This is a genomic window from Bacillus sp. FSL W8-0183 (assembly GCF_038006825.1).
Classification (GTDB): Bacteria; Bacillota; Bacilli; order Bacillales; family Bacillaceae; genus Bacillus; species Bacillus altitudinis.
Map to the genome: position 1 here is coordinate 472,946 of NZ_JBBOVY010000001.1, position 24,553 is coordinate 497,498.

The window sequence follows — 24,553 nt, forward strand, 5'->3', positions numbered from 1 at the left end:
TGCAGCCTTGCAGTCCTGCCTAACAAAAAAGGAAAGGAACTCATATGAAACCATCAACCATTAACCAAACGAGTAGACATGAATCAATGAATGCGATTTTACAAGATGTAAAGACAACCATTTTACAAACCAACGAAATCGAACGCTTCGCTGTTTTTTCACGTGAAAAAACCATTCGACCGCGGCCGTATCACCTCTCTCATTTATTTCTCGACAAGCACATTGAGCAGGAGGCCGCAGCGGAAGCGATACAGACGCAAACGGCTGTACCTGCTTTGGCCGACATGCCGCCCGCTCTTTCCTATGGAGGGGATCTCGACGTCACACAAGGCGCACAGACCTTACAGGAAGTCTTAACAGAGGCTGCAAAAACGACAAATGGGCTTACGTATATCGTGAATAGCAAGAACGAACTCACACAATCTTATGCACAGTTACAAGGAGACGCCGAGAGGGTTCTGACTGGTTTAAGGGCACTGGGGCTGAAGGCAGGCGATCCTGTTTTCTTTCAATTCTCATCGAATCATGCCATGGTCACTGCCTTTTGGGCATGTGTATTAGGCGGGTTTGTTCCAACGCTTGTGTCGGCTGCCCCAACCTATCGGGAGATGAATGCTGCAGTGAAGAAGCTTCATCATGCTTGGAAGCTGCTCGAGCATCCACTCATCCTAACAGATGACTCACTGATCGAGGAGGTGCAAGGGTTAGCCTTACTGTGGCACACAGACCAATTACGTGTCGCAGCAGTTGAGCCGATGCTGACATTAGAAAGAGATACAGCCGCTCACCCTGCCGCGCCGGATGATTCCGTCTTCTTTATCTTAACGTCTGGAAGTACAGGGATGCCAAAGTGTGTAGAGCATTCCCATAGAAGTGTGCTGGCGAACGTCAAAGGAACAGTGGCAGCGAATCAATTTACACAAAAGGATGTCTCGTTAGACTGGATGCCTTTAGATCATATTGGTGGCATCGTGATGTTCCACCTTGTCAATGTGTACACAGGCTGCGAGCAGATTCGGGCAAGAACAGATGACTTTATCGCTCAGCCGCTGAGGTGGCTTGACTGGATGGACCGCTACCGTGCAACGAAGACGTGGGCACCTAACTTTGCATTTGCGATGATCAACGATTATGAGAAAGAGATTTCATCAGGGTCTTGGGATCTGTCGGCGATGACCTGCATGATCAATGGGGCAGAGGCGGTCGTTCCAAAAACCATCCACCGATTTCTAAACCTGCTTGCTCCGCACGGCTTAAAGGGAGATGTGATTAGACCGGCTTTCGGCATGTCTGAAATCTCATCAGCGGTTGTGTTTTCCTTTGCGATTGAGCGTGGAGATGAAAACAGCGGGGTTCTGACCTTTGAAGAAACATCGCTGACAGAGCAGCTAAGACCAGCAGAAGCACGTGAGACAGGAACCGTCAGCTTTACAGAGTTGGGCAAACCGATTCCAGGTATCACGATACGCATCGTCAATCATCAGCATGAGCTTCTTCCAGAAGATCATATTGGCCGTGTACAAATAAAAGGCCCAACCACCATGAAGGGCTATTACCGGAATGACGAAGCGAATCAAGAAGTATTTCAAGCGGATGGCTGGTTTCACACGGGTGATTTAGGTTTCCTGCACGAAGGAAGGCTGACACTAACCGGTAGAGAAAAAGACATGATTATCATCAACGGAAAAAACTATCACAACTATGAAATTGAAGCCATAGCAGAGGAAGTACCGGGAGTAGAAACGAGCTTTGTGGCTGCTTGTTCCGTCCGAATGGAGGCTTCTGCATCCGATGAACTGATTCTCTTTTTTACACCGAAGCTGTATGAGCCGGCTTATATTATGAGGGCAAGTCAGCACATTAAATCTCATATTGCAACAAAAATGGGCTTGTCTGCATCTCGCATCATTCCTATCCAGAAGCATGCATTTCCCAAAACAAGCTCTGGAAAAATAGAAAGGGCACAGCTCAAGACAAGATGGCAAGAAGGCGAATTTGATGAAATGATCATGGAAATGGATATGAGACTTGAAAATGAACATACCTTGCCTGATTGGAGTTATCAAAAGAAGTGGATACCTGCTCCACTTGATGCAGCTGACAAGCAGATCGTAGGGGACGTTGTGATCTTCGCAGATCCATTAGGACTGGCAGATCATTTGAAATCTTTCGCAAACAGTGAACAAACATACATTACGGTTGAACCGGGTCAAGCGTTCAAACAACTCACACACACTCACTTCATCATCCACCCGAATCGGCCGTCTGACTACGAACAACTCTTTGAGACGCTCCGTTCGTATGGCGTTTCGGTGAAACACATCATTCACCTTTGGAACTATACAAACCAAGAAGACAAGCTTTATGTGGCCAAGGCGAAACAAGCGCAGAAAACGGGCAGCATGAGTGCATTATTTTTAACAAAAGCCATTTCCGTCTATGAGGAGCAGGTGGCCATCACTTTTGTCTCCACCCATGCGATGAATGTGCCGGGGGATCATATCCACGATGTAGAAAAAGCAACGACAGCCGGACTGATGACAGCAGTTCAGCATGAATGGCCGTTTATCAAGGTGCAATGTCTTGATTTTTCTCTAGCAGAATCGGTATCTAGTCATTCCCATGCAATGGCGATTATGGCAGAACTCACACATGACCAAGACCGTCATGTCGCTGCTTATCGTCAAGGTGTTCGTTATATTCCCCTTTTAGCACCTCTTCATTTGGAAAAGGAACAGAAAAGGAAAGAGCCGCCATTTGAATCATCTGGGCTTTATGTCATAACAGGCGGGCTAGGCGGAATTGGACGTTTAGTCAGTGAACACCTACTGACATCTTATCAAGCACATCTTGTGTTGCTTGGAAGAAAAGAGAGAGAGGCACTTTCTAGTGACCAGCAAGAGACATTGTCTTTGCTAGAAAACCAGGCAAAAGTGCATGGCGGCAAGGTTCTTTATGAGAAAGCAGACATCACGGCTGAAAAAGAGGTGGAAGCGATTATCTCTAGACATGAGGTCGCTGGAAATCAAAGGCTGGATGGCATCATTCATTTCGCAGGTATCATTCAAGAAGAACTACTTGCTGATATGACATCTGTGTCTCTGAATGACATGTACGAAGCGAAGGTATATGGAACGATTGCGCTTCATGAAGCTGCCTCCAAACGCAGGAATGTTTTATTTCTTTCCAGCTCGTCAGCCCGAACGCTAAAGGGCGGTATGACTGTCGGCGCCTATTGCGCTGCCAATGAGTTCGTGGAACAATTTGCTCATTATCAGAAGCTGACATCTACAGTGAAGCCATATTGCTTTAGTTTCAGCATGTGGGACGAGATTGGCATGAGTGAAGGCTCCATGATAAAAGGCATGTTAAAAGAAAGAGGTTATCTTCCAATTTCAAAGCAGGCAGGCTTCCAAACGATGCTCGCATGTCTGATGACAGATGCTCCGCTCATTTATGCGGGGTTGGATCGATCGAAGAAAGAGATTCACGAGATGATCCATGCAGATGCGGAGATGCAAACAGAGCAGACCTTTTACGTCTTTTTCAAAACGGATCAAACAAAGGCGGTGGAAGAGCGGCTGTATCAATCGATTCATACATGTTTACAGTCCCGTCTATCTGGTGAATATGCCGTACATTTGTTTCCTGAGGAATATTGGAAAGAAACAGAAGATGGATCGCCAGACGAGGCATATTTTCATGAATTAATAGAGGAAAGCGGAATGGATGCAGACAACAGAACACCTCACACAGAAACGGAGAAACTGCTCGCACACATTTGGTCAGAGCTGCTCGGTGTCCCAGATGTCAACTGCGGCGATCATTTCTTTCTACTAGGAGGTCATTCGCTGAAGGCGACGCAAATGCTGTCTGCGGTTAGGCAAAAAACAGGGTTTGACGTGCCGCTTGCTGTGTTGTTTGAACATACGAGACTCGGAGAATTAGCAGACTGGATCGATTCAAATGCCAAAGCAGATGAAGTGATTCCGATGAGAAAAATGGAGAAGGGTCAGGAAATTCCGATGTCTTATGCCCAGCAAAGACAGTGGTTCCTCTATCAATTAGAGCCGGATCTGCCATTTTACAATAATACGATTTCGTTTCGGATGAATGGGCCTTTAGATATCAAGGTGCTTCATGAAAGTTTGCATCATATGGTGGAAAGGCATGAATCGCTCAGAACGTCCTTTACGATGAGCGGGGATGAGCCGGTACAGGTCATTCATGAACAGATGGCCCTGCCAGAGCTTGAGTTGATGGACCTTTCAGGCATAGCGTCACAGGAAGAGAAAGAACAAAAAGCGGCTGAATGGGCGAAAGAAGAGGCATCCACACCTTTTCAATTAGAACACGAAGCGCTCTTTCGAGTGAAGCTGATTCGACTTTCATCCGCAGAGCATCTCTTGCTTATGTCCATTCACCACATCGTGTCAGATGGCTGGTCGATTGGCATTGTTGCAAGAGAATTATCTGAGTGGTATACAGCGGCGATCGAAGGGCGGGAGCCTCACTTGCCGGCACTGCCTATTCAATATGCGGATTACGCACTGTGGCAGAAGGAGTATTTGACAGGAGAACCATTGCGTAAGCAGCTTGCCTATTGGAAGGAGCAATTTGCGGCACCTGTTGAAGATTTGGTATTGCCGTATGATCATCCGCGGCCGGCCGTTCAATCCTACAAAGGGAAGACGAAAACATATCAACTGTCGAAGTCACTGTCTGAAAAGATTGATGAGCTATCTAAGAAAACAGACAGCACACTGTATATGACCTTGCTGTCGGCTTTCTCTACCCTTTTACATCGATTGTCTTCACAGGATGAGTTTGTCATTGGCTCGGTCATTGCTGGGAGAAATCGAACGGAAATGGAGCATTTAATCGGATTTTTCGTGAATACATTGGCGCTTCGGATCGACCATAGCGGGAATCCAGCCTTTACGGAATTATTAGAGCGAGTGAAGGAGACAACCGTCGGTGCTTATGCACACCAGGATGTGCCGTTTGAGATGGTGGTCGATGAATTGAATATTGTGCGTGATGCCAGTAAGCAGCCGCTGTTTCAGGTCATGTTTGTTCTGCAAAACTTACCGCTGGAAGCATCTCCAATGGGGGAGGCGACGTCGGTTTTAGCCATTGAAGATAATGATACAGCGAAATTTGATCTCTCCCTGTTTGTGTTTGAAGGAGCTGAAGGCCTTCAGTTAAAACTTGAGTATCAAGCGGATTTATTTTCTGATGACACGATGGAGCGATTCCTCGCATACTACGAGCACCTGCTTGAAAGCATTTGTGAAAATCCAGCGCAGCCGATCAGACAAGTGGATTTCCTGCCAGAGAAAGAAAAGCATCAATTGCTCTATGAATGGAGCGGAAAGACTGATCAACCAAAAGGTCCGCTGCTTATGACAGAACGATTTGAAGCGCAAGTGAAAAAGACACCTCATGCAGTGGCGCTCGAGTTCCAGGGAGATGAGTGGACGTACCAAGAGTTACATGAGAAAGTCGATCGTCTAGCAGCCTATTTGCAGCAGCGAGGCGTGACGCCGCATGAACCAGTTGGACTGCTCATCGATAGATCGCCTGAAATGATTCTTGGGGTGCTGGCCATTGTGAAAGCAGGCGGGGCTTATGTGCCAATTGATCCTGAATATCCAGATGCCCGCATTGACTATATGCTGAGAGATACAGGGATTCAGCTTTTACTGACAAAAAATGAATGGCTGAAAAAAGTATCCATCCATCAAACGGAACTTATTTGTCTTGATCAAGGGTATGAAGAATTTTTACCAGAAGCAGAGGTCATGCCCGCTGCACTAAGACCTGATGGACTTGCTTATATCAATTACACATCGGGGTCAACTGGACAGCCAAAAGGAGTACTGATCCCGCATCAAGCGGTCGTCCGGCTTGTGTGTGAAACAGACTATGTCACCCTTAATGAACAAACGCGCATTTTACAAATCGCCAGCTTCTCTTTTGATGCTTTTACGTATGAAATATGGGGTGCCCTTTTAAACGGGGGAAGGCTCATACTGACGGATCGAAATACCATTTTATCAATGGATACATTAGCGGAAGCACTAAAAACTTATCAGATTACAACAGGGTTCTTGACTGTGCCGCTGTTCAACCGTTTAACAGAAGAACATCCAGAAGCTTTATCTGGACTTCATGCATTATTGGTCGGCGGAGATGCCTTATCAGCCGCTCATATCCGAAAAGCACTACCGTATTTGCCTGAAGGGCTTTTAAATGGTTATGGACCAACAGAGAATACAACATTCTCCTGTGTGCATCACATTCGGGCACTGGAAGAAGATCAGGCGACGGTCCCGATTGGACAGCCTATTGCTTATTCACAAGCTTATGTATTAGATGACATGATGCAGCCAGTTCCGCAAGGCGTCATCGGCGAAATTTATGTTGGCGGCACAGGGCTAGCACTTGGTTACCTTGGAGATGAAGAAAAAACAGCATCATCATTTATCCCGCATCCTTTCCAAGAAGGAGCGCGTTTATATAAAACAGGCGATATGGGCCGTTGGCTGTCAAATGGCATCATTGACTGTCTTGGAAGAATCGATCATCAAGTGAAAATTCGTGGACACCGCGTGGAATGCGGAGAAATTGAAGCCGCTATGCTGACATTTGATGACATCAAAGAATGTGCCGTTATCCCGCATCAGCATGATAGTGGTCATAAGCGATTGATCGGTTATGTTGTCCAAAAAGGCGTCATGACCACGCAAGACATTCGCCATAACTTAAAAGACATTCTGCCAGATTATATGGTACCAAGCCTATTAATAGAGCTGGATGAATTACCGCTCACGCCAAATGGCAAGGTAGACCAAAAGCGTCTTCCGCCGCCAGAGTGGAGACAAGAAGAAGTAGAAACAGCCATTGACAAAGCAGCTACTGAGGAAGAACGTGTGTTAGAAAAAGTGTGGTCTCAGCTGCTAGGCGTTCCTTCTATTGGCGTCCATGATAACTACTTTGAGCTTGGCGGAGATTCCATTATTGTCATACAAATGGTGGCACGCTTAGCACAGGAAGGCTACGTCATCCAGCCGAGAGATGTATTTGAAAAACAGACCATCTCACAACTCGCACAAGCGATGAGAAAGGCAGAGGTCTCTACGGTCTATGATCAATCACCTGTGACAGGAGAGGTTCGTCTTCTCCCGATTCAATCTTGGTTCTTTGAGCAATCGATGACCAATCAAGATTATTGGAATCTATCGGCGCATATTGAAATGAAGCGATCTGTTCCACATGAACAGTTAACACAGGTTCTTTCAAAACTGGTCGATCATCACGATATGCTGAGAGCTATCTATACAAAAGAGGCAGATGGCACATGGATTCAAACCATTCGTGAGCCTGGTGTCACACCATGTGTCACATTCTTTGATGTGACGGATGTATCTCAGGAGGAAGCACGGGAACAAATCCGCTTGGAGACAAGTGCCTGTCAAGGAACATTGTCATTAGAGCGCGGAGAAGTGATCAAAGCGATTCTTTTTCATACAGGTGAAGACACGTCTGAGCTCTTTATTGCTGCACACCATCTCGTCATGGATGGCATATCATGGCGCATGATACAAGAAGATGTACTAAATGGATTGAAACAGCTTGCTACGGGGCAGGACATCATATTTGCGAAAAAAACCGCCTCCTATAAGCAGTGGGCAGATGCCTTATATGAATATGCACAAACAGATCAATTACAAGCGCAGGCCTCTTTTTGGCAAAAAATCAAGGATCAAGAGGAAGAAGGTTCTCCTTTCCAACTGCCTGCGCTTTCTAATATAGAAGAACATGCAGAGATCCTGTCGGTTCAGCTCACAAAGGAACAAACAGATATGTTACTTAGACAGGCCTCACAAGCATACCGAACAGAGATTAACGATTTACTGTTATCAGGACTCACGCAAGCCATTGGAAAGCCAATGCTCATCACGTTAGAAGGGCATGGACGCGAGGATTTATTTGAACAGATGGATTTGTCACGGACAGTCGGCTGGTTTACAAGCTCTTATCCTATTTTTATTCCTTTTATACAAACCGATGTTGCAAGACAAATCAAAGACGTCAAAGAAACCTTACGAGCTGTGCCGCAAAAGGGAATCGGCTATGGTTTGCTTCAATACATGACAGAATCTCGTTTACTCAAAACGGTAGCGCCGCAGATGAGCTTTAATTACCTCGGTCAGTTAGATCAGGCAGATGGCGAAGCCAAGCTTTATATCGCAGACGAACGAAATGGACATGTTCACGATCCGAAAGCACAAAGACAGCATTTGATCGATGTGTATGGATATGTGACAGATGGTCAGTTGCAGATGAACTTTATGATCAATCGTGAACTGCTGCAAGATCAAGAGGTGCGGTTGTTACCTGAACGTTTTAAAGAAAAAATGGAGATCATCTTGACGCATTGTGTTGAAACGAGCGGTGGCTTTACACCATCTGATTTTCCGATGGTTCAGCTTACGCAAAAGCAAATAGATGAACTTCCAGACAATGTAGTCGATGTGTATCCGCTGTCTCCAATGCAGCAAGGAATGCTGTTTCATGCACTGCTAGATCAAGCCTCACAAGCTTATTTTGGTCAGGTGCATATGACGCTCCAAGGCTTAACAAACGGTGATGCCTATGAACAAGCTTGGAACCTTCTTGTAGAACGTCATTCGATTTTGAGAACAAAATTCGCTTGGGAAGGGCTGAAGGAGCCTGTTCAGTTCATTCAATCAGAAGGAAGCATCCACCTCACTCAGCACGATGTGCGCCACCTGAGTGACGCGGAGCAAGAAGAGACAATCGAACAATTTTTAGTATCTGATCGTTCAAAGGATTTCAATTTAGACCATATAGATGAACCGCTTATTCGGATTGCTTTATTCCGTTGTGATGAGGAAAGATGCACGTTTGTCTTTAGTTTTCATCACATTTTAATCGATGGCTGGAGTTTGTTCAGTTTTATTCAGGAATCTTTTGCGCTGTATCGCTCTCTTGTGGACGAACGAGAGATCAGTCTTTCTACAGTCCGTCCATATAAAGATTTTATCGAATGGCTGAAGAAGCAGGATCAAGAGAAGGCGCAAGAATTCTGGCAGCGTTATATGTCAGGCGTAGAGGAAGCGACACCGCTTCCAGGAGACGGCGAAGAACATGCTTCAGACCAAGAAGCAAGCATGGCGCAGTCCAGCGTCAAACTGACGCCAGAGATGCAGCAGAAGCTGGAGAAGATGACTGGCAAGCAGAAGGTCACGATGAGCACACTGATTCAATCAGCGTGGGGACTGCTTTTGCACCTTCATTCGGGCGCAGAGGATGTCATATTTGGGGTGACCGTATCTGGCCGGCCAGCCGACTTACCAGAAGTGGAAAGCATGACAGGGCTCTTTATTAACACATTGCCGCTTCGTCTGCCGATCCATTCGGACTGGACGATTGCGCGATTGCTGGCCTATACACAGGAAACCGTTTTTCAGATGAGAGAATACGAGTATACCGTATTGCCAGATATTCAGCAGATGACGGAAATTCCAAATGGAGAGGCATTGTTTCACAGCATTGTCGTGTTTGAAAACTATCCGATTGAGTCCATTGAGCCCTATGGCGTACGCATTTTAGACATCGCCAGTCATGAAGAAACAAATTATGACTTAACCCTTGTCGCAGTGCCGGGAGATACGCTGGAGCTTCGGATCACATACAACTTAAATCAATATACAGAAAAGCAAATACAAACGCTGATGCAGCAGCTGATTCACACCCTTGAAGCCATGACAGAACAAGTGGATACGCCGCTATCTTCCTTCACCATTGTGACAAGTGAGGAAAAAGAGCGGATGATCAGTGATTGGGCGAAAAACGCACATGTCAGCGTGTTATACCCAGACCAAGAAGAAGTTTATGCAGGCGTACATGATCCTGCCTATGAAACGGAAATATATGTCCTGAATGAAGAACATCAGCTCATGCCGATTGGATTTCCTGGAGATATTTTTATCGGCGCCAAAGAGATCAAAGCACTTTTTGGAGAGCTAGCCGATTGGATGGAGGCGCATAAAATTCCGCATCCATTCAAACATCAAACAGGCGAATACCTTTATCCGACAGGGGATGTCGGCGTTTGGACGGAAGAAAGCAAGATTCAGATTTTGGATTGGATGTAGGAGGAGAAGAAGAATGCTAGTTAGTAGACGAAAAGGAAATGCAGCAAATCATATTGTCAGGATCAATGGAAAACGAATCGATCTCAAAGCATTAGAGAAAGTCTTCATGCTTCACTTTCCACTAAAGGAATGTGCGCTCATCCCGAAGAAAAATCAAGAAGGAGGCCTATCGCTTGTGCTGTTTGCACAGGCGAAGGACCCTTCGCTGACAAGAGAGGATATGATGAAAGGCCCGCTTCATCCTGATGAAGTGCCAGCCGCACTCGTCCTCGTCCCTTCCTTGCCGCGAAAAGAAAATGGAGCGGTCGATACCGAGGCGCTGCTTGCCATTGACGTACTAGATGAAGAGGAACGAAGAAAGATAGAAGAGCGCACGAAAGCCATAGATGGAGTAGAGGAAGCAGCCGTTTTGATAGAGAGTCAGACAGAAAAACAAACACCCTATCATTTAGATGACCTCTTCCCAGATAGACAGCGTACAAATGGAAACGAATCGTTTTCAAAAGATGAAGTCAGTCAAACCATACAATCCTCCGTACAAGAAAAACCACCAGCTCTTGTTTATGGAGGTGATGTGATCAGAAAACCAGGTACACCAGTCACATTGACAGAGGTACTGATCCGAGCCGCCTTTATGTCACCAAATCGCGGAGTCACGTATCTCAAAGAAGGCGGTCATGAGGTGATCCAGACTTACCCGGAATTACTCACAGGAGCGGAACGTGTCCTATCTGGATTAAGGGCAGCCGGACTTTCAAACGGCGATCAAGTGCTGCTTCAATTGAAAGATCATCAAGATTTTATCACAGTATTCTGGGGCTGTATTCTCGGTGGAATCATTCCAACCCCAGTCTCTGTACCGCCTGTGTATGATGAAATGAATCAAGGTGTGAACAAGCTCAAGGGCGTGTTTCAGCTGCAAAATGAACCATTCATTATTACAAACGAAGCGAGTGCTGAGGACATTGCAGGGCTACGTAAAACGTTTGAATCAAAAGCGATTCCGATTTTAACAATCGAAACATTACTTGCCTGTGACCCAGATGAACAGCATTATGAGCCAGAGCCGGATGAGCCTGTGCTTCAGCTGCTGTCCTCAGGAAGTACGGGTGTGCCAAAGTGTATCCGGCACAACCATCAAAGCATTTTATCTAGAATCATTTCCTTTGAGCAGGCAAATGGTTTCACGCATGAGGATGTATCAATGAACTGGATGCCGCTTGATCATGTAGGGGGCATTGTCATGTTTCATGTCCATGATGTCTACCTCGGCTGCCAGCAAATTAGTCCATCCATTGATCAATTTATCGAACGACCGATGGTGTGGCTGGATTGGGTAGAAAGATACGGTGTCACAAGGACATGGGCGCCAAACTTTGCCTTTGCGATGATGAATGAATATGAAGAAGACATTCGCAAAGGGAGCTGGGATCTCTCCACCTTGACCTATATCATGAACGCCGCCGAAGCAGTTGTTCCTAAAGTGACGCAGCGTTTCATGCACATCATGGGTGAGCACGGATTAAGCCGCCATACGATGGTGCCGGCTTATGGCATGTCAGAAACATCATCAGCCATTGTCCAGTCAAAAGAATTCATGCGTCATGATGATCAGGGTGGACAACTGACCATTGATCAGACCACATTAACAAGTGAGATTCAATATGTGACGCACGATCATCCGCACAAGATGACTTTTACAGAAGTCGGTGCACCAATCCCTTCTGTATGGATTCGGATTGTAGACGAGCATCACCAAGTGTTGCCAGAAGATCAAGTCGGCCGCTTGCAGGTGAAGAGTCCAACGATTATGATGGGCTACTATCAAAATGAGGAAGCCAATGAAGAAGTATTTGCGGAAAACGGCTGGTTTCATACAGGAGATTTAGGATTTATTCATGAAGGGCGTCTAGTCCTCACAGGACGGGAAAAGGATATCATCGTTATCAATGGAGCGAACTATTTGAATTACGAAATTGAAGCCGTTGTGGAAGAAGTTGAGGGGGTTGAAGTCACCTTTGCCGCTGCGTACGGCATTTACAATCCCGAATCAAGTAATGACACACTCGCCGTCTTTTTTGTCACGCAGAAGGATTCGATAGAGGATCAAATCACAATGATTCAGCAGATTAGAGAGAGCATCATTCGCAAAATGGGAATCGAACCTGACCATATCATTCCGGTGAAAAAAGACCAATTTCCGAAAACAGAAAGCGGAAAAATCCAACGTGCCCAACTAGGTGCGGCACTGAAAGATGGGGTATTTCATGACATTGAACGTGCACTTGATCTTGCTTCGGAAAATGAACAAACTCTCCCAGATTGGTTCTTTAAACGTATTTGGGTAAAAGAGAATATCGGTCCATCTCAGCCAGTATCCACTGATCATGTACTCGTATTTGAGGATGAAAAAGGGCTTTATCAATCGCTTTATACACAATTTGAACAAATGAACCTGCCTTATGTTTCTGTGAAAAAGGGTTATGAATTTTTACGCATGTCAAAAGGGATGTATCAGATGAACCCTCGAATCAAGGGGGATTACGTCAGGCTTGTGGCGGCGCTTGAAGCCGATGAATTAAAAATTGACCGTATGCTCCACTTGTGGAATGTATCAGACAAGGAGATGATTGCGAGCCCTGCGCAGTTCAAAGAACTGAATGCAAGCACTAGCCAATCCATTTTGTATTTGTATCAAGCATTGAGACAAGAACATAAAGAGCCGATGCGTCTCGTTGTTGTCACAAAAGGTGGTCAATTTGTAAAACCGCAAGATGAGCTTCATGTGGAGAAAACGTCTCTTGCCGGATTATTAAAAACCATCCCGCAAGAATGGGAAGGGGCAGAAGTGTCTCACCTTGATATTGAAGCGGATAATGTGGAACAGGATGCCAAGCATATTGCGGACGAACTAGGTGCGATTCATTTGAAAGCAGAAGTGTCTTACCGGCATGGCCAGCGCCTCGTACCAAAGCTGGAAAAAGTGAATATGATGACGGCACCTCAGACAGAAGGGTTTTTAGAATATGAAGGCTTGTACTTGCTGACTGGCGGGCTTGGCGGTATTGGATTTGAACTGTCTAAGCAAATGCTCCAATTTGGCTTGAAGCTCGTGTTAATTGGACGGACATCCCTTGAAGAAGACAGAGAAAAAGAGGCGTCATTCTCACAACTTAAAGATCAGGGAGACGTCCTTTATGTACAAGCCGATGTGACGAATTTATGTGACGTCGAGCGGGCGATTTATGAAGCAGAAAAGCATTTCGGACAGTCGATCCGAGGAGCGCTTCATTTAGCCGGTGCTGGCAATGTATCTGAGCACTTTCAGCATGTGGATACGTACACACTGGCTCATACAACAGAAGAAGATTTCGTCAAAGAACTTTCAGGGAAGGCAGATGGTGCTTGGGTGCTGCAGGAAGCTTTCAAGCATGACCCGTCTGTCCCACTCGTCTTTTTTGGATCAGTGAATGGCTTTTTTGGCGGCACCACATTTGGCGCATATTCTGCGGCGAACAGCTTTTTAGATGGACTCGCACATGCTCTTACCTATCATGAGGGAAGAAGAGCGATTTCGTTGAATTTCAGCATGTGGGATAATCTTGGTTTGTCTAAGGGACATACTGGGGCTGCGCTAACCGTTCGCAAGGGCTTTCAATTGATTGGAAAAAAACAAGGACTCCATTCATTATGTCTAGGTGTTCGGCTGAATGAAGCGCATCTATTTATTGGCCTAGATGGGGCGAATCAAGAAATCGCTGAACATCTTCAACCAGCACCAATCCCGCATTTTGAAAAGAAACTGTACTATACGGTGCAATCAGGCAAAGAAGTGGATGCTGACAAGATCACAGACATCATAGAGGGGAAATGGGACATCAGGCAAGTGGAAGATATACCGAAAAAACAAGATGGCTCTATTGATCATGAAGCCCTCAAACAGTTCCATCACAAACACGCACAGCCGTTTGAAAAGCAATTGCCAGAAACGAAGACAGAGCAGGTGCTTGCGGCCATATGGGAGGATATTTTAGAAGTCGATCGTGTGTACAAAGAGGATCAATTCTTTGACCTTGGTGGACATTCATTAAAGGCCACTCAAACGATTTCTCGTATTAATCATGAGTTTTCAATAAAGGCACCGCTAAAAATATTATTTGAAAGCAAGAATCTGGCACACTTGGCACAAATGGTCGATGACATCAATGGAGCACCAGCCATTCAGGAAGCCAGCATTCCAAAGCTGGAAAAACGAACAAGCTATGAGCTGTCACACGCTCAAAAGCGAATTTGGTTCTTATCTACATTAGAAAAGAGCCATCATTACAATATATTAGGTGCTTGGAAGCTGATGGGCCAATTACACATCCAAACGTTAACAAAGGCGATCGGTCTCTTAACAAAACGTCATGAAGCACTGCGCGCAACATTTCAAACCATTGGCGGCAAGCCGGTTCAAGTCATCCGTGAAGATCTTCCGCCATCAGTAACCGTTGCGAATTTCTCATTATTTAATGAAAAAACAAGAGCGAGAAGATTGGAACAGCTGATTCAGCAAGAGGCGAACCGCATCTATGACTTAGAACGGGGACCGCTTGCACAATGGACAATTGTTGATATGGGGAAAGAGGAATATTACTTGCTTTGTGCGCAGCATCATATCATTTCCGATGCATGGTCGCTCAGCCTGCTTATTCAAGAATTAGAAGTCGTGTATGGTGCGCTATTATCAGAGAAAACGCCTGAGTTACCTGCACTTGAGATTGAATGGACCGACTATGTTCATTGGGAGAATGAGCAATTAAAGAACCACCATGAGGCTCAGAGCTATTGGCTAGAAACGTTACAAGGAGAGTTGCCGGTATTAGAGCTCCCGTTTGACCGTCCTCGTCCGCCGGTTCAAACATTTAATGGGGCTACAGAGCAAATCGTGATAGATGAACCGCTTGTTCGTCGTTTACATGCCTTGTCGAGGCAGCAGGGGACAACACTATTTATGACGATGTTGTCAGCCTATTATGTCCTGCTTCACAAGTTGTCTGGACAAACAGATGTCATTGTTGGATCGCCGATCGCTGGCCGTGATGTCGAACAATCAGAGAAGCTCGTCGGCATGTTTGTCAATACGTTGGCGCTGAGACAGGACGTTTCAAAAGCCGATACCTTTGCCGATTTACTGGCAAAGGTGAAAGAAATGACGTTAAAAGCCTTTGAGCATCAGCATTATCCATTCGACAAGCTTGTGGATGACCTTTCAATGGATAGAGACCTAAGTCGTTCACCGATCTTCCAAGTCGCCATGGGGTATGTCACTGATTCGCTGGATATCAACCTAAAAGGACTGACATCGGAACAAGTGATGGTCCATCATACCGTCTCTAAATTTGATCTCACCTTGCATGTATTTGAGCAGGAGGACAAGCTGTCTATCCATGTGGAATATAATACGGATTTATTTGAGCAAGAAACGGTCCACCGTATGATGAATTATTATCTTAATCTGTTAGATGGCATGACGGCTCAGCCTGAACGGACATTTGCTGACTTTTGCGTCATGGACAAAACAGAACAGAATGCCATGATCATAGGGAAAAATCAGACTGACACGCCTTATCCAAAGCGTACGCTGCAAGAATTATTTGAAGAACAAGTGCAGCGTGACCCGCACCGGATTGCTGTATCCTATATGGAAGAGCATATGACATATCAAGATTTAGACGAGAAGGCGACAAAACTGGCTGCCTATTTACAGTCAAAGGGCGTTGGACCAGGTTCACTTGTCCCGATGCTGTTTGATCGTTCGTTTGACATGATGGTCTCAGTTCTAGGGATCGTCAAGTCGGGTGCTGCTTATGTACCGATGTCACCTGAGTATCCAGATGCCCGCATCGGTCTGATCGTTCGCGATACACAAAGCGATATCATCTTAACCCAGTCGCATCTGATTAATCGTTTAGACGATCTGAGCGGCACAAAGATTGAAATGGACAAGCCATTACCAGAAACAGGCGCAGTGTATCAAAGGGAAAAATCGATTGTAGGAGAAGACCAGCTTGCCTATGTTAACTACACTTCAGGCTCAACAGGCACACCAAAAGGCGTGATGCTTCCTCATGCAGGAGTGGTCCGCTTAGTGAAAGAAACAAACTATATTGAGCTTGGTTCAGAAGATAAAATGCTCCAGCTGTCTAACTATGCATTTGATGCCTTTACCTTTGAATTATGGGGAATGCTGCTCAATGGCGGTCAGCTGGTTCTGATCCCGAAATATGCTGCTCTGAATATGGACGAATTAACTCGTTTAATCAAAACGCATCAAGTCACAGCCAACTGTTTGCCAACTGCATTATTCAACCGGTTGATTGAGCATGATCCAAAAAGTGTAGCTGGATACCGTACATTACTCGTTGGCGGAGAAGCCATGTCTAGTGAGCATGCACGAAAGGCATTGCCACATATGAAGGGTGTGCTGATCAATGCTTACGGTCCAACAGAAAACACAACATTAGCGACCACTTATCAAGTCACACACGTACCCGAGGATGCAAGATCAGTGCCAATCGGTGTGCCAGTCGCCAACTCAACGGTTGTCATACTTGATGATGACCTCAATCCAGTACCTACAGGCGTCAAAGGAGAAATCTATATCGGCGGAACAGGGCTGGCAAAAGGATATTTGCATGACCCAGAGCGCACGCAGGAGCGGTTTATTGACAATCCATTCCCGGCATTAAAAGGGGACAAACTGTATCGTTCCGGTGACCTAGGGAAATGGCGGTCTGATGGCAGTATTGAATACCTTGGCCGAAAAGACAACTTGGTCAAAATTAGAGGCTACCGAATTGAATGTGGAGAAATTGAGACAGCCCTGCTCAAACATCCACAAGTAAAAGAGTGTACTGTCATTGCTAAAACGTACGGCAGCTCAAAACGGCTGGCAGCCTACCTTGTCACAGATGGGGGAGAGCCTGTTCCCGGATGGAAAGCATTTTTACAGGAAAGCCTGCCAGGCTATATGATTCCAAGTTACTTTATCGTACTTGACGCAATTCCTGTCACAACAAATGGGAAGGTCGATCAAAAAGCATTGCCGGAGCCGACAGACGCAGTCTCTTCCTCACATGAAGACGATCAACCGGCAACAGAAACACAGCAGCTAATTGTGACAGCTTTCAGTGAAGTGCTTGGTGTCAAACGAGTAGGAATTCATGATTCATTCTTTGATTTAGGCGGAGATTCCATTATGAGTATTCAAGCCGTTGCCAAATTAAAAGAAAAAGGTGTCCGTGTTGATCCGAAATGGATTTTCATGCACCCAGCGCCAGCGCAGTTAGCGGCATATTTGGACACCGTGCCAGAAACAGGCGATCCTGTCGAAAGAGCGCCGAAAGACTATGTGATCGAGTTGAAAAAAGGGGATCCGGCTGAACCGAGAATTTTCTTTGCACCGCCTGCTGGTGGAACGGTGATGGGGTATATCGACGTGGCCAAGCTCATGACACATGAAGGAGCTGTTTACGCCTTGCAGTCTCCAGGCTTGTATGAGGATGAAGAACCACAATTCCTTCATTATACAGAGCTTGTCACCATTTTTATTGAAGCCATTGAGACATTCTATCGACCAGGCATTGATTATTTGGCAGGGCATTCTATGGGCGGACATCTTGCTTACGGAATGAATCAGAGACTCTGTCATGCAGGAAAAGCGCCAAAAGGATTGATCATTTTAGATACGGTTCCGGTATTAAGAGATGAGGCAGATCAAGCGCTTCATGCCGATATGAACGAAGAAGAAGTGAAAATGCTGGCCCTCGTCCTGGGTATGGGCAACCTCGTCGGCATCAAACCAGAAGCATTACAAGGGCTCAGCTTCCAAGAAGTGAAGCAGAAAATCCTCAAAGAAGCAGAAAAGGATGAAGTCGTTCATCAATTTATGAATGATCACTATTTAGATAAATACTTGCAAATGCAGACTCATAATACCATCATGTCACAAGCCATTGAATTAGAAAAAGACCCATTCTCTGTGCCGTTTTATATTATACAAAGCAGCGATCACGCCACAGATTTCCAGAAGAAATTTGCCGATTGGGAAGCTTACACGAGAGAAACGTGCTCGTATTATCAAATAAAAGGCGACCATGTGACCATGATGAAAAGACCGCAGGCAGATCAACTTGCGCAGATTCTTGAAACGATCGTAAAGGGGTAAGGACGTATGAACCAATTATTTAAAACCTTTGAAAAAAAATCAGATCTCATTCAGCTTATTTGTTTTCCTTTTGCAGGCGGATATTCCGCCTCTTACCGTCCGCTCTTTGAACAGCTGAAGGACACGGCCGAAGTGACAGCAGCAGAACCTCCGGGTCATGGAACGAACCTCATGCCGCTTGAAACAAGCATTGACCGGCTGGCTGAATTGTATAAAGAAGGACTGACAGGCAAATTAAACCGTCCATTTATTTTGTTCGGACATTCCATGGGCGGACTTGTGGTGTACAGGCTGACTCAGCTGCTAGAAAAGGAAGGCATCGATCCGGCAGCAGTTGTCATTTCTGCCATTCAGCCGCCGCAAACAAAAAGACAAATATTGACCCATTTATCGAATGAAGCATTTGTTCAGCATATTGCTGAAATGGGCGGGATTCCAAAAGAATTGTTAGAGAACAAACCAATGATGGATTACTTTACACCATCCTTACGTGCCGACTATCAAGCATTAGAATCCTTCCAGCATACAGACAAAACAATCATTAAATCACCCGTTTATTTATTGAACGGAAAGCAAGATAAGAAATGCATGGAAGACGCAGACGGCTGGCTAACATGGGCAAACGCCATCGAACGCACTGATTTCGAAGGAGGCCACATGTATATCAACACACACCTCGAGCAGTTCGCAGAACATATGAGGCATGTCATTGAGCAGACAACAAAAAAGCAATTCATCAGCCAATAAAAGAAAACAACGGCCCCGTCAAACGAGGGCCGTTGTTTTCTATAGCTGAATATCATTTTAAACGCAGAGAAACTGCTATTTAGGATAACGTTTCAAAGAATCTTTTTTCAAGCTGACCTTCATCAAATATTTCTTCGGAAGGTTTTTTTTCTGAATGAACGATTTGTCCTTCATTTATAAAAAGGATCTCGTCACATAAGTTAGCGGCAAATTGCAGGATGTGTGTAGAAAGAATGATCGTTTTATTTTGAGCCTTAAATTCTCTTAGATGTCTTTTCATAAGTGTCATATTTGCTGGGTCTAGACCGGTAAATGGTTCATCTAATAAGATAATAGCTGGATTGTGTAAGGTGGTTAATATAAAAGAAATTCTCTGCCTCATCCCTCGGGATAGAGAAGAAGAGCGAATATGGGCTTGTTTTTCAAGCCCATATTTTTCTAATAAATGTTGAATCTGTTTTTTATTTAACGGTTGTTCAACTAACATGGATTGATATTTAATCAATTCGAAGCATGTTAAGTTTTCAAAAAGTGTTGGATCATCTTCCATGTAACCGACAGTTGAAAAACCATTTGCTATATCCTTTTGTATGATCAATTCACCTTTATCTGGTGTGATCAACCCCGCGATTATTTCAAGAATGGTTGTTTTTCCAGCACCATTTTTGCCTAATAATCCAACAATTGAGCCTTTATGAAAATGTAATTCATGAATTGATATTTTGAAGTTGGACTCTGTATATTCCTTGATTAGATCATGAATTGAAAGCATACAATCCCTCACTCGAATAATGTTTTAACTGATTTGCAGTTTTTGTTAATCGTTTTATCCCAAAATAAAAACATGATGACGATGATGATCACTGTACAAACAATCATGATCGTATTTGCCGCAATAAAAGAGGCTAGGTTATATGAGGACATAACGGATAAGCCTAAAATGAAACTGAAGCAAAGGTTTAATGTTAATTTGCTCAGTGTGCTAGGAACTTGATACACATACTCCCATTTAAAATAAGGAAATAGAACAGTAGAACCAACTGTGCATACGCCTATTAAAACGCTACTAACTAACAAAGTAAATATTACATAAAAGGGGTGATCTACATTTATTGTAAAAGTAGAAAAGATAGTATATACAGTACAAAAAAACATATGTAATAAAACGGATAATATCAACTTAGAGTTTATTTTGTTCTTTATAAAGTGAGGTAACCTATGTTTTAAAGGAATAATGGGACCATCAACATCAAAAGAGACATAAGATTGAAGGGCGTTAGAAATAAAAATCATAGGGAATATCACACTAAAGATAAACAAAAAATCATTTTCTATATTCAGTGTTTCGATTTGGTTTGTATGAACACCATACAGAATGAGAGTAAATAGACCACCAGATATTGTTAATATAAATAGTAAAACCGACCATTGTATTGGAGGGTTTCTCAAAAGAAGGGTGATTTCAAAAAATAAAATATGATCGAAAGATCTTGATGTTGTGTTTTGATGATGTCTATCCTTCTCCTCTGAATGGAAGATAGGCGTATATCTAAGGTTCTTTTTCCAATTGATTAACAAAATAAGACTAGTAAGAAAGATCAAAGCTGCAAGCGTAAGCACCAATTGGTTAGAAAAAGGAATAGAAAATAATTCGAATTTAAAAACAAAAAACATCCAAGAAGCAATGACCCCAGTGGTGATGTATTGAATCATGGGTGTGATTGAAAAGACTCTAGGTCTAGTAAGAAGTAATAATAAGTTCAATCTAAGTAAATATCCGAATAATAACGAGCTAATGCCTAAGGCTCCAAGAATAAAAGAATGATACAAAGCATGTGTGTTTAAAGTCATCCAGAAAGAACCTAAAAAAAAGCATATAAAACCAATCATGACACCGAAAAATTTACTCATATCTTTCCCAAAAATATATTGATCCATATTCAATTTCAGGATGGCCATCTGTTTTTTATCTGAAGAAAATAAGATGCGCATAAGACTTTTATCAAGGTGAATCGTTGTTAAAAAAATGAAAAATGAGATGTAGATGATTGATACGTTTTTGACAAAAAACGCAAGCAGTCCACCTAGGAAGAGTGGTGCTAGTATGTAGTTCATCGCAAATAACACATATAAATAAGGTCTGTTACGTTGATAGCCTCTTAACTCGTTGAGGATCAATATCTTTGTATATACTATAAATATATGCACTCATAACACGTCCATTTTAGTTTGTATAATAAGGAAAGGGTCTCTCTCCTTATTATACAAAAAAATACAAGATGATAAATGGTTTTGTTGTTAGTTTTTGCTAGTTCTTCTGTGTTGAATTCCCCTTCCTCACCACATTCCCGCCAATCACTCCGCCAATGACGAGCACAGCCCCGATGAGGTGAACCATATCAATCGTTTCATGTAAAATAAGCACGCCAGCGGCAATGGTAATGAAAGCAGAAAGATTGTTAAAGATACTCACCTTTGCTGCTTCAAGGTGGGAAAGAGCATAGTTTGATAAATACGCTGTGAGCAGTGATGAGAGAATGCCTAAAAAGAGCATAGACCATACAAAGGATGGCTGCGTAAACGGACTGAAAAACTGCGGTAGTGTAGCATTTACCGAGTGCCGAATGAGAGCAGCAGCATTAAAGAAGACAAATCCAAAGAATGTCATCACGAAAGTCAGTTCAATGACATGGAATCGCCGTGTCATCACCCTGGCAAATACGCTATAGGCACTGGATGATAAGGCTGAAAGTAAGATCAGCACATAACCAATGAGATGAGAATGTTTCACATCAATTCCCTTCACCACAAAGAGGAGCATCACCCCGGACACAGAAAGAATGGTAAACAGCACCTGAATCGAGGTAGGGCGTTCCTTTAAACACCATGCTGCAAGCACCATTGTCAAAATAGGGATGGTCGCCTGAATAATGCCGGCCTCTGATGAAGAGGTGAACATCAGCCCCCACACTTGAAATGCAAAAAACAACACAGGATAAAGCAAGGAAAATGGCACAATGTAAATGAGATCACGCCATTGAATGGAAAAACGGTACTTTTTTCGTAAAAATGGAAATAACAAAAGAGCGGCTGCGAAAGAAACGGTAAATCGGTGTGCCAATACATCAATTGGATTCGCTGATGCTAAGGCTACTTTGACAAACAAGAATGAAAAACCAATAATACAGGCGTATGCGATCGAAGCAACATACGCTTTTTGTTTTGACATATCCATCAGAATTCTCCTTACACGAGCATGCATGCTTCAGTTGAATTGACCGGTTCTGTCTTTTTATCGTAAACGGATCAAGTAAAGTGTACAATAAGAGTTATTCATATCTGTACCGGTACAAGGAGGGTAGTACTGTGAGGAAATATGATCAGCTTGTGTTGAATATAAAAAACAAAATCGAGAGCGGTGAATACAATGCTGGAATGAAAATTCCATCCATTCGTCACTTAGCGGCTCAATATGCTGTGAGCAAAAGCACTGTCATAAAAGCACTAGACACATTAGAGCGTGAACACTTGCTGTACTCTGTAGAAAGAAGTGGCTATTTTGTCGTGAAAACCAATCAGTCAGCCGTTAAGAAGGGCAGCACATGGATTGATTTTGCTTCCTCTGCGCCTGATCCCATTGTGTTTCCGTATGTCGATTTTCAGCACTGCATCAATCAAGCGATTGATCTGTATCAAAATGATTTATTTATTTATGGCACCACCAATGGATTACCATCTTTACTGCCAATCATTTCAAAGCGTTTAACGGATTATCAAGTGTTTGCCTCTCCAGAACAGATCGTTATGACCTCTGGTATTCAGCTGGCTTTATCGATTTTAAGCACCATCCCGTTTCCAAATGGAAAAAGGACCATATTGGTCGAACAGCCAGGCTATCACCTATTCCTCCAATACTTAGAGAAAAACCAGCTGCCTGTCCGGGGGATTCAGCGGACGGAAAAAGGACTCGATCTTCAGGAATTGGAGCGTATCTTCCGAGAGGAGGATATTCGCTTTTTCTATACGATGCCAAGGTTTCAAAACCCGCTTGGAACGAGTCTGTCGAAACAAGAAAAAATAGCGATTGCAGCCCTTGCCGAAGCATATGATGTCTACATCGTTGAAGACGATTATTTGGCTGATTTAGAATTCGATACAAAAAGAGACCCGATCTATTCATATGATCAGGCGGGGAAGGTCATTTATTTAAAAAGCTTCTCAAAAATCATTTTTCCGGGGCTTAGAACAGGTGCTGTCGTCTTACCAAACGAGCTGATTGGCCCCTTTAGTGAACATAAACGGCTTATAGATATCGACAGCTCAATGCTCTCGCAGGCTGCTTTAGAAATTTATTTGAAAAGCGGGATGTTTGAGCGTCATAGAGAAAGGATGCAGGCGACCTATAGAGCTCGATCCAAACAACTTGTGGCCTGTTTGAAAAATGATCAAGGCGCTTATGAGCTGGGAGAAGAGGAGCCAGCTACCCATACCCACGTTCGTGTCGACCGGTCCATTCCGATGAATCAGCTCATTCAGCAGCTAAAAAAGGCTTCTGTGATGGTTCAGCCGATCGACCGCCATTTCATTTCTACTTATCAAAAGGAGCCTATACTTCAGCTGAACATTTGGCATGTAAAAGAAGAGGAAATCGCACGAGGCGTCGATTTGCTAAAGTCATCACTTCAACAAATCACACGTTATTAAGGCGAGATAGCATGTTCTCACAAGTGAGTATCTCGACGTGCTCAGCCGCAGCGGGTTTTCTTGTACAAACCGCCATTTGGTAGGCAGGATCAAGTGAATATGTTTGGACAACGCAAGGGGCTTCGTGATCAGGTAATCTCAAAGTAGCCTGTCCATCCTCTGACAAGCGAGCGGTAAAGGATGAAAGACCATAGGATATTCCCTTCCCTGTCAGCTTGATAAAAGCCTCCTTCATGGACCATAAATGAAAGAAATAGGCTTCCTGCCGTTCTGCCGGCTGTGAGAGTAAATCTTGATATTCGTCAGCTGAAAAAAATCGTTTGGCAATGGCTAAATCAATCGGTTTAATCTCTTCAATATCAATGCCAACAGGCGCATCATCTACTGCGCCCACGACCCAATCACCAGAGTGAGAAAGATTAAAATGAAAAGAAGGAATTTGCCGGACAACAGGCTTTCCATTCCCTTCTGTTTCAAAAATGATCTGTTCCATAGGCAGTGCGTACATCTCATGAATGATGTGACGAATCAGTACCTCACCTAAAAGCGTTCTTCTTGCATCGATCAAAAAACGAAAGCGCTCAGCGGCGGCGCGTTTTTCAAATGATACAAAAGGCTTCAGCTGTTCTATTTGTTTTCGTGCATTTTTATCATCTAAAGGTTGTAATTGAATAGCGAAAATCTTCATAACGGACCTCAATTT

At 44.0% G+C, this 24,553-nt stretch carries 8 protein-coding genes; 4 read left to right on the forward strand and 4 right to left on the reverse strand.

The window, feature by feature from the left end; genetic code table 11:
* Nucleotides 1-44 precede the first annotated feature (44 nt).
* Genes NSQ64_RS02525 through NSQ64_RS02535 form a run of 3 tightly spaced genes read left to right on the forward strand, consistent with a single transcriptional unit; the run spans nucleotide 45 to nucleotide 19,146 of the window.
* A complete protein-coding gene (locus tag NSQ64_RS02525; protein WP_341014877.1) occupies nucleotides 45-10,187 on the forward strand; it encodes a non-ribosomal peptide synthetase in 10,143 nt (3,380 codons plus the stop codon).
* A gap of 13 nt (nucleotides 10,188-10,200) precedes the next feature.
* The gene (locus NSQ64_RS02530; protein WP_341014880.1) at nucleotides 10,201-18,399 is read left to right on the forward strand and encodes an amino acid adenylation domain-containing protein; all 8,199 of its coding nucleotides are present in this window, start codon (nucleotides 10,201-10,203) and stop codon (nucleotides 18,397-18,399) included.
* A gap of 6 nt (nucleotides 18,400-18,405) precedes the next feature.
* Entirely contained in the window at nucleotides 18,406-19,146 is a 741-nt protein-coding gene (locus NSQ64_RS02535) for a thioesterase II family protein (RefSeq protein WP_341014883.1), read from the forward strand.
* 79 nt (nucleotides 19,147-19,225) lie between these two features.
* On the opposite strand, the gene NSQ64_RS02540 is transcribed toward NSQ64_RS02535, so the two are convergent.
* The 3 genes from NSQ64_RS02540 to NSQ64_RS02550 form a co-directional block, all read right to left on the reverse strand.
* On the reverse strand, nucleotides 19,226-19,918 hold the full coding sequence (locus NSQ64_RS02540) for an ABC transporter ATP-binding protein (RefSeq protein WP_212361711.1): 693 nt from the start codon (nucleotides 19,916-19,918) through the stop codon (nucleotides 19,226-19,228).
* Between the two features lie 8 nt (nucleotides 19,919-19,926).
* Nucleotides 19,927-21,261: a hypothetical protein gene (locus tag NSQ64_RS02545; protein WP_341014888.1), complete on the reverse strand. Its 1,335-nt coding sequence runs from the start codon at nucleotides 21,259-21,261 to the stop codon at nucleotides 19,927-19,929.
* 193 nt (nucleotides 21,262-21,454) lie between these two features.
* Nucleotides 21,455-22,381 carry a DMT family transporter gene (locus NSQ64_RS02550; protein WP_212361715.1) on the reverse strand — a complete coding sequence of 309 codons (927 nt, stop codon included), beginning with the start codon at nucleotides 22,379-22,381 and terminating at the stop codon, nucleotides 21,455-21,457.
* A gap of 131 nt (nucleotides 22,382-22,512) precedes the next feature.
* On the opposite strand from NSQ64_RS02550, the gene NSQ64_RS02555 reads away from it, so the two are divergent.
* Nucleotides 22,513-23,850: an aminotransferase-like domain-containing protein gene (locus NSQ64_RS02555; RefSeq protein WP_341014890.1), complete on the forward strand. Its 1,338-nt coding sequence runs from the start codon at nucleotides 22,513-22,515 to the stop codon at nucleotides 23,848-23,850.
* Here NSQ64_RS02555 and NSQ64_RS02560 read toward each other — a convergent pair.
* The gene (locus NSQ64_RS02560; protein ID WP_217967557.1) at nucleotides 23,837-24,538 is read right to left on the reverse strand and encodes a 4'-phosphopantetheinyl transferase family protein; all 702 of its coding nucleotides are present in this window, start codon (nucleotides 24,536-24,538) and stop codon (nucleotides 23,837-23,839) included. The two genes, NSQ64_RS02555 and NSQ64_RS02560, sit on opposite strands and share 14 nt — an antisense overlap.
* Nucleotides 24,539-24,553: the final 15 nt, after the last annotated feature.

Bases quoted from the DNA above. Each gene is read 5' to 3' on its own strand.
- NSQ64_RS02550 (WP_212361715.1), bottom strand. From the start codon at position 22,381: ATGGATATGTCAAAACAAAAAGCGTATGTTGCTTCGATCGCATACGCC.
- NSQ64_RS02530 (WP_341014880.1), top strand. From the start codon at position 10,201: ATGCTAGTTAGTAGACGAAAAGGAAATGCAGCAAATCATATTGTCAGG.
- NSQ64_RS02560 (WP_217967557.1), bottom strand. From the start codon at position 24,538: ATGAAGATTTTCGCTATTCAATTACAACCTTTAGATGATAAAAATGCA.
- NSQ64_RS02525 (WP_341014877.1), top strand. From the start codon at position 45: ATGAAACCATCAACCATTAACCAAACGAGTAGACATGAATCAATGAAT.
- NSQ64_RS02540 (WP_212361711.1), bottom strand. From the start codon at position 19,918: ATGCTTTCAATTCATGATCTAATCAAGGAATATACAGAGTCCAACTTC.
- NSQ64_RS02545 (WP_341014888.1), bottom strand. From the start codon at position 21,261: ATGAACTACATACTAGCACCACTCTTCCTAGGTGGACTGCTTGCGTTT.
- NSQ64_RS02535 (WP_341014883.1), top strand. From the start codon at position 18,406: ATGAACCAATTATTTAAAACCTTTGAAAAAAAATCAGATCTCATTCAG.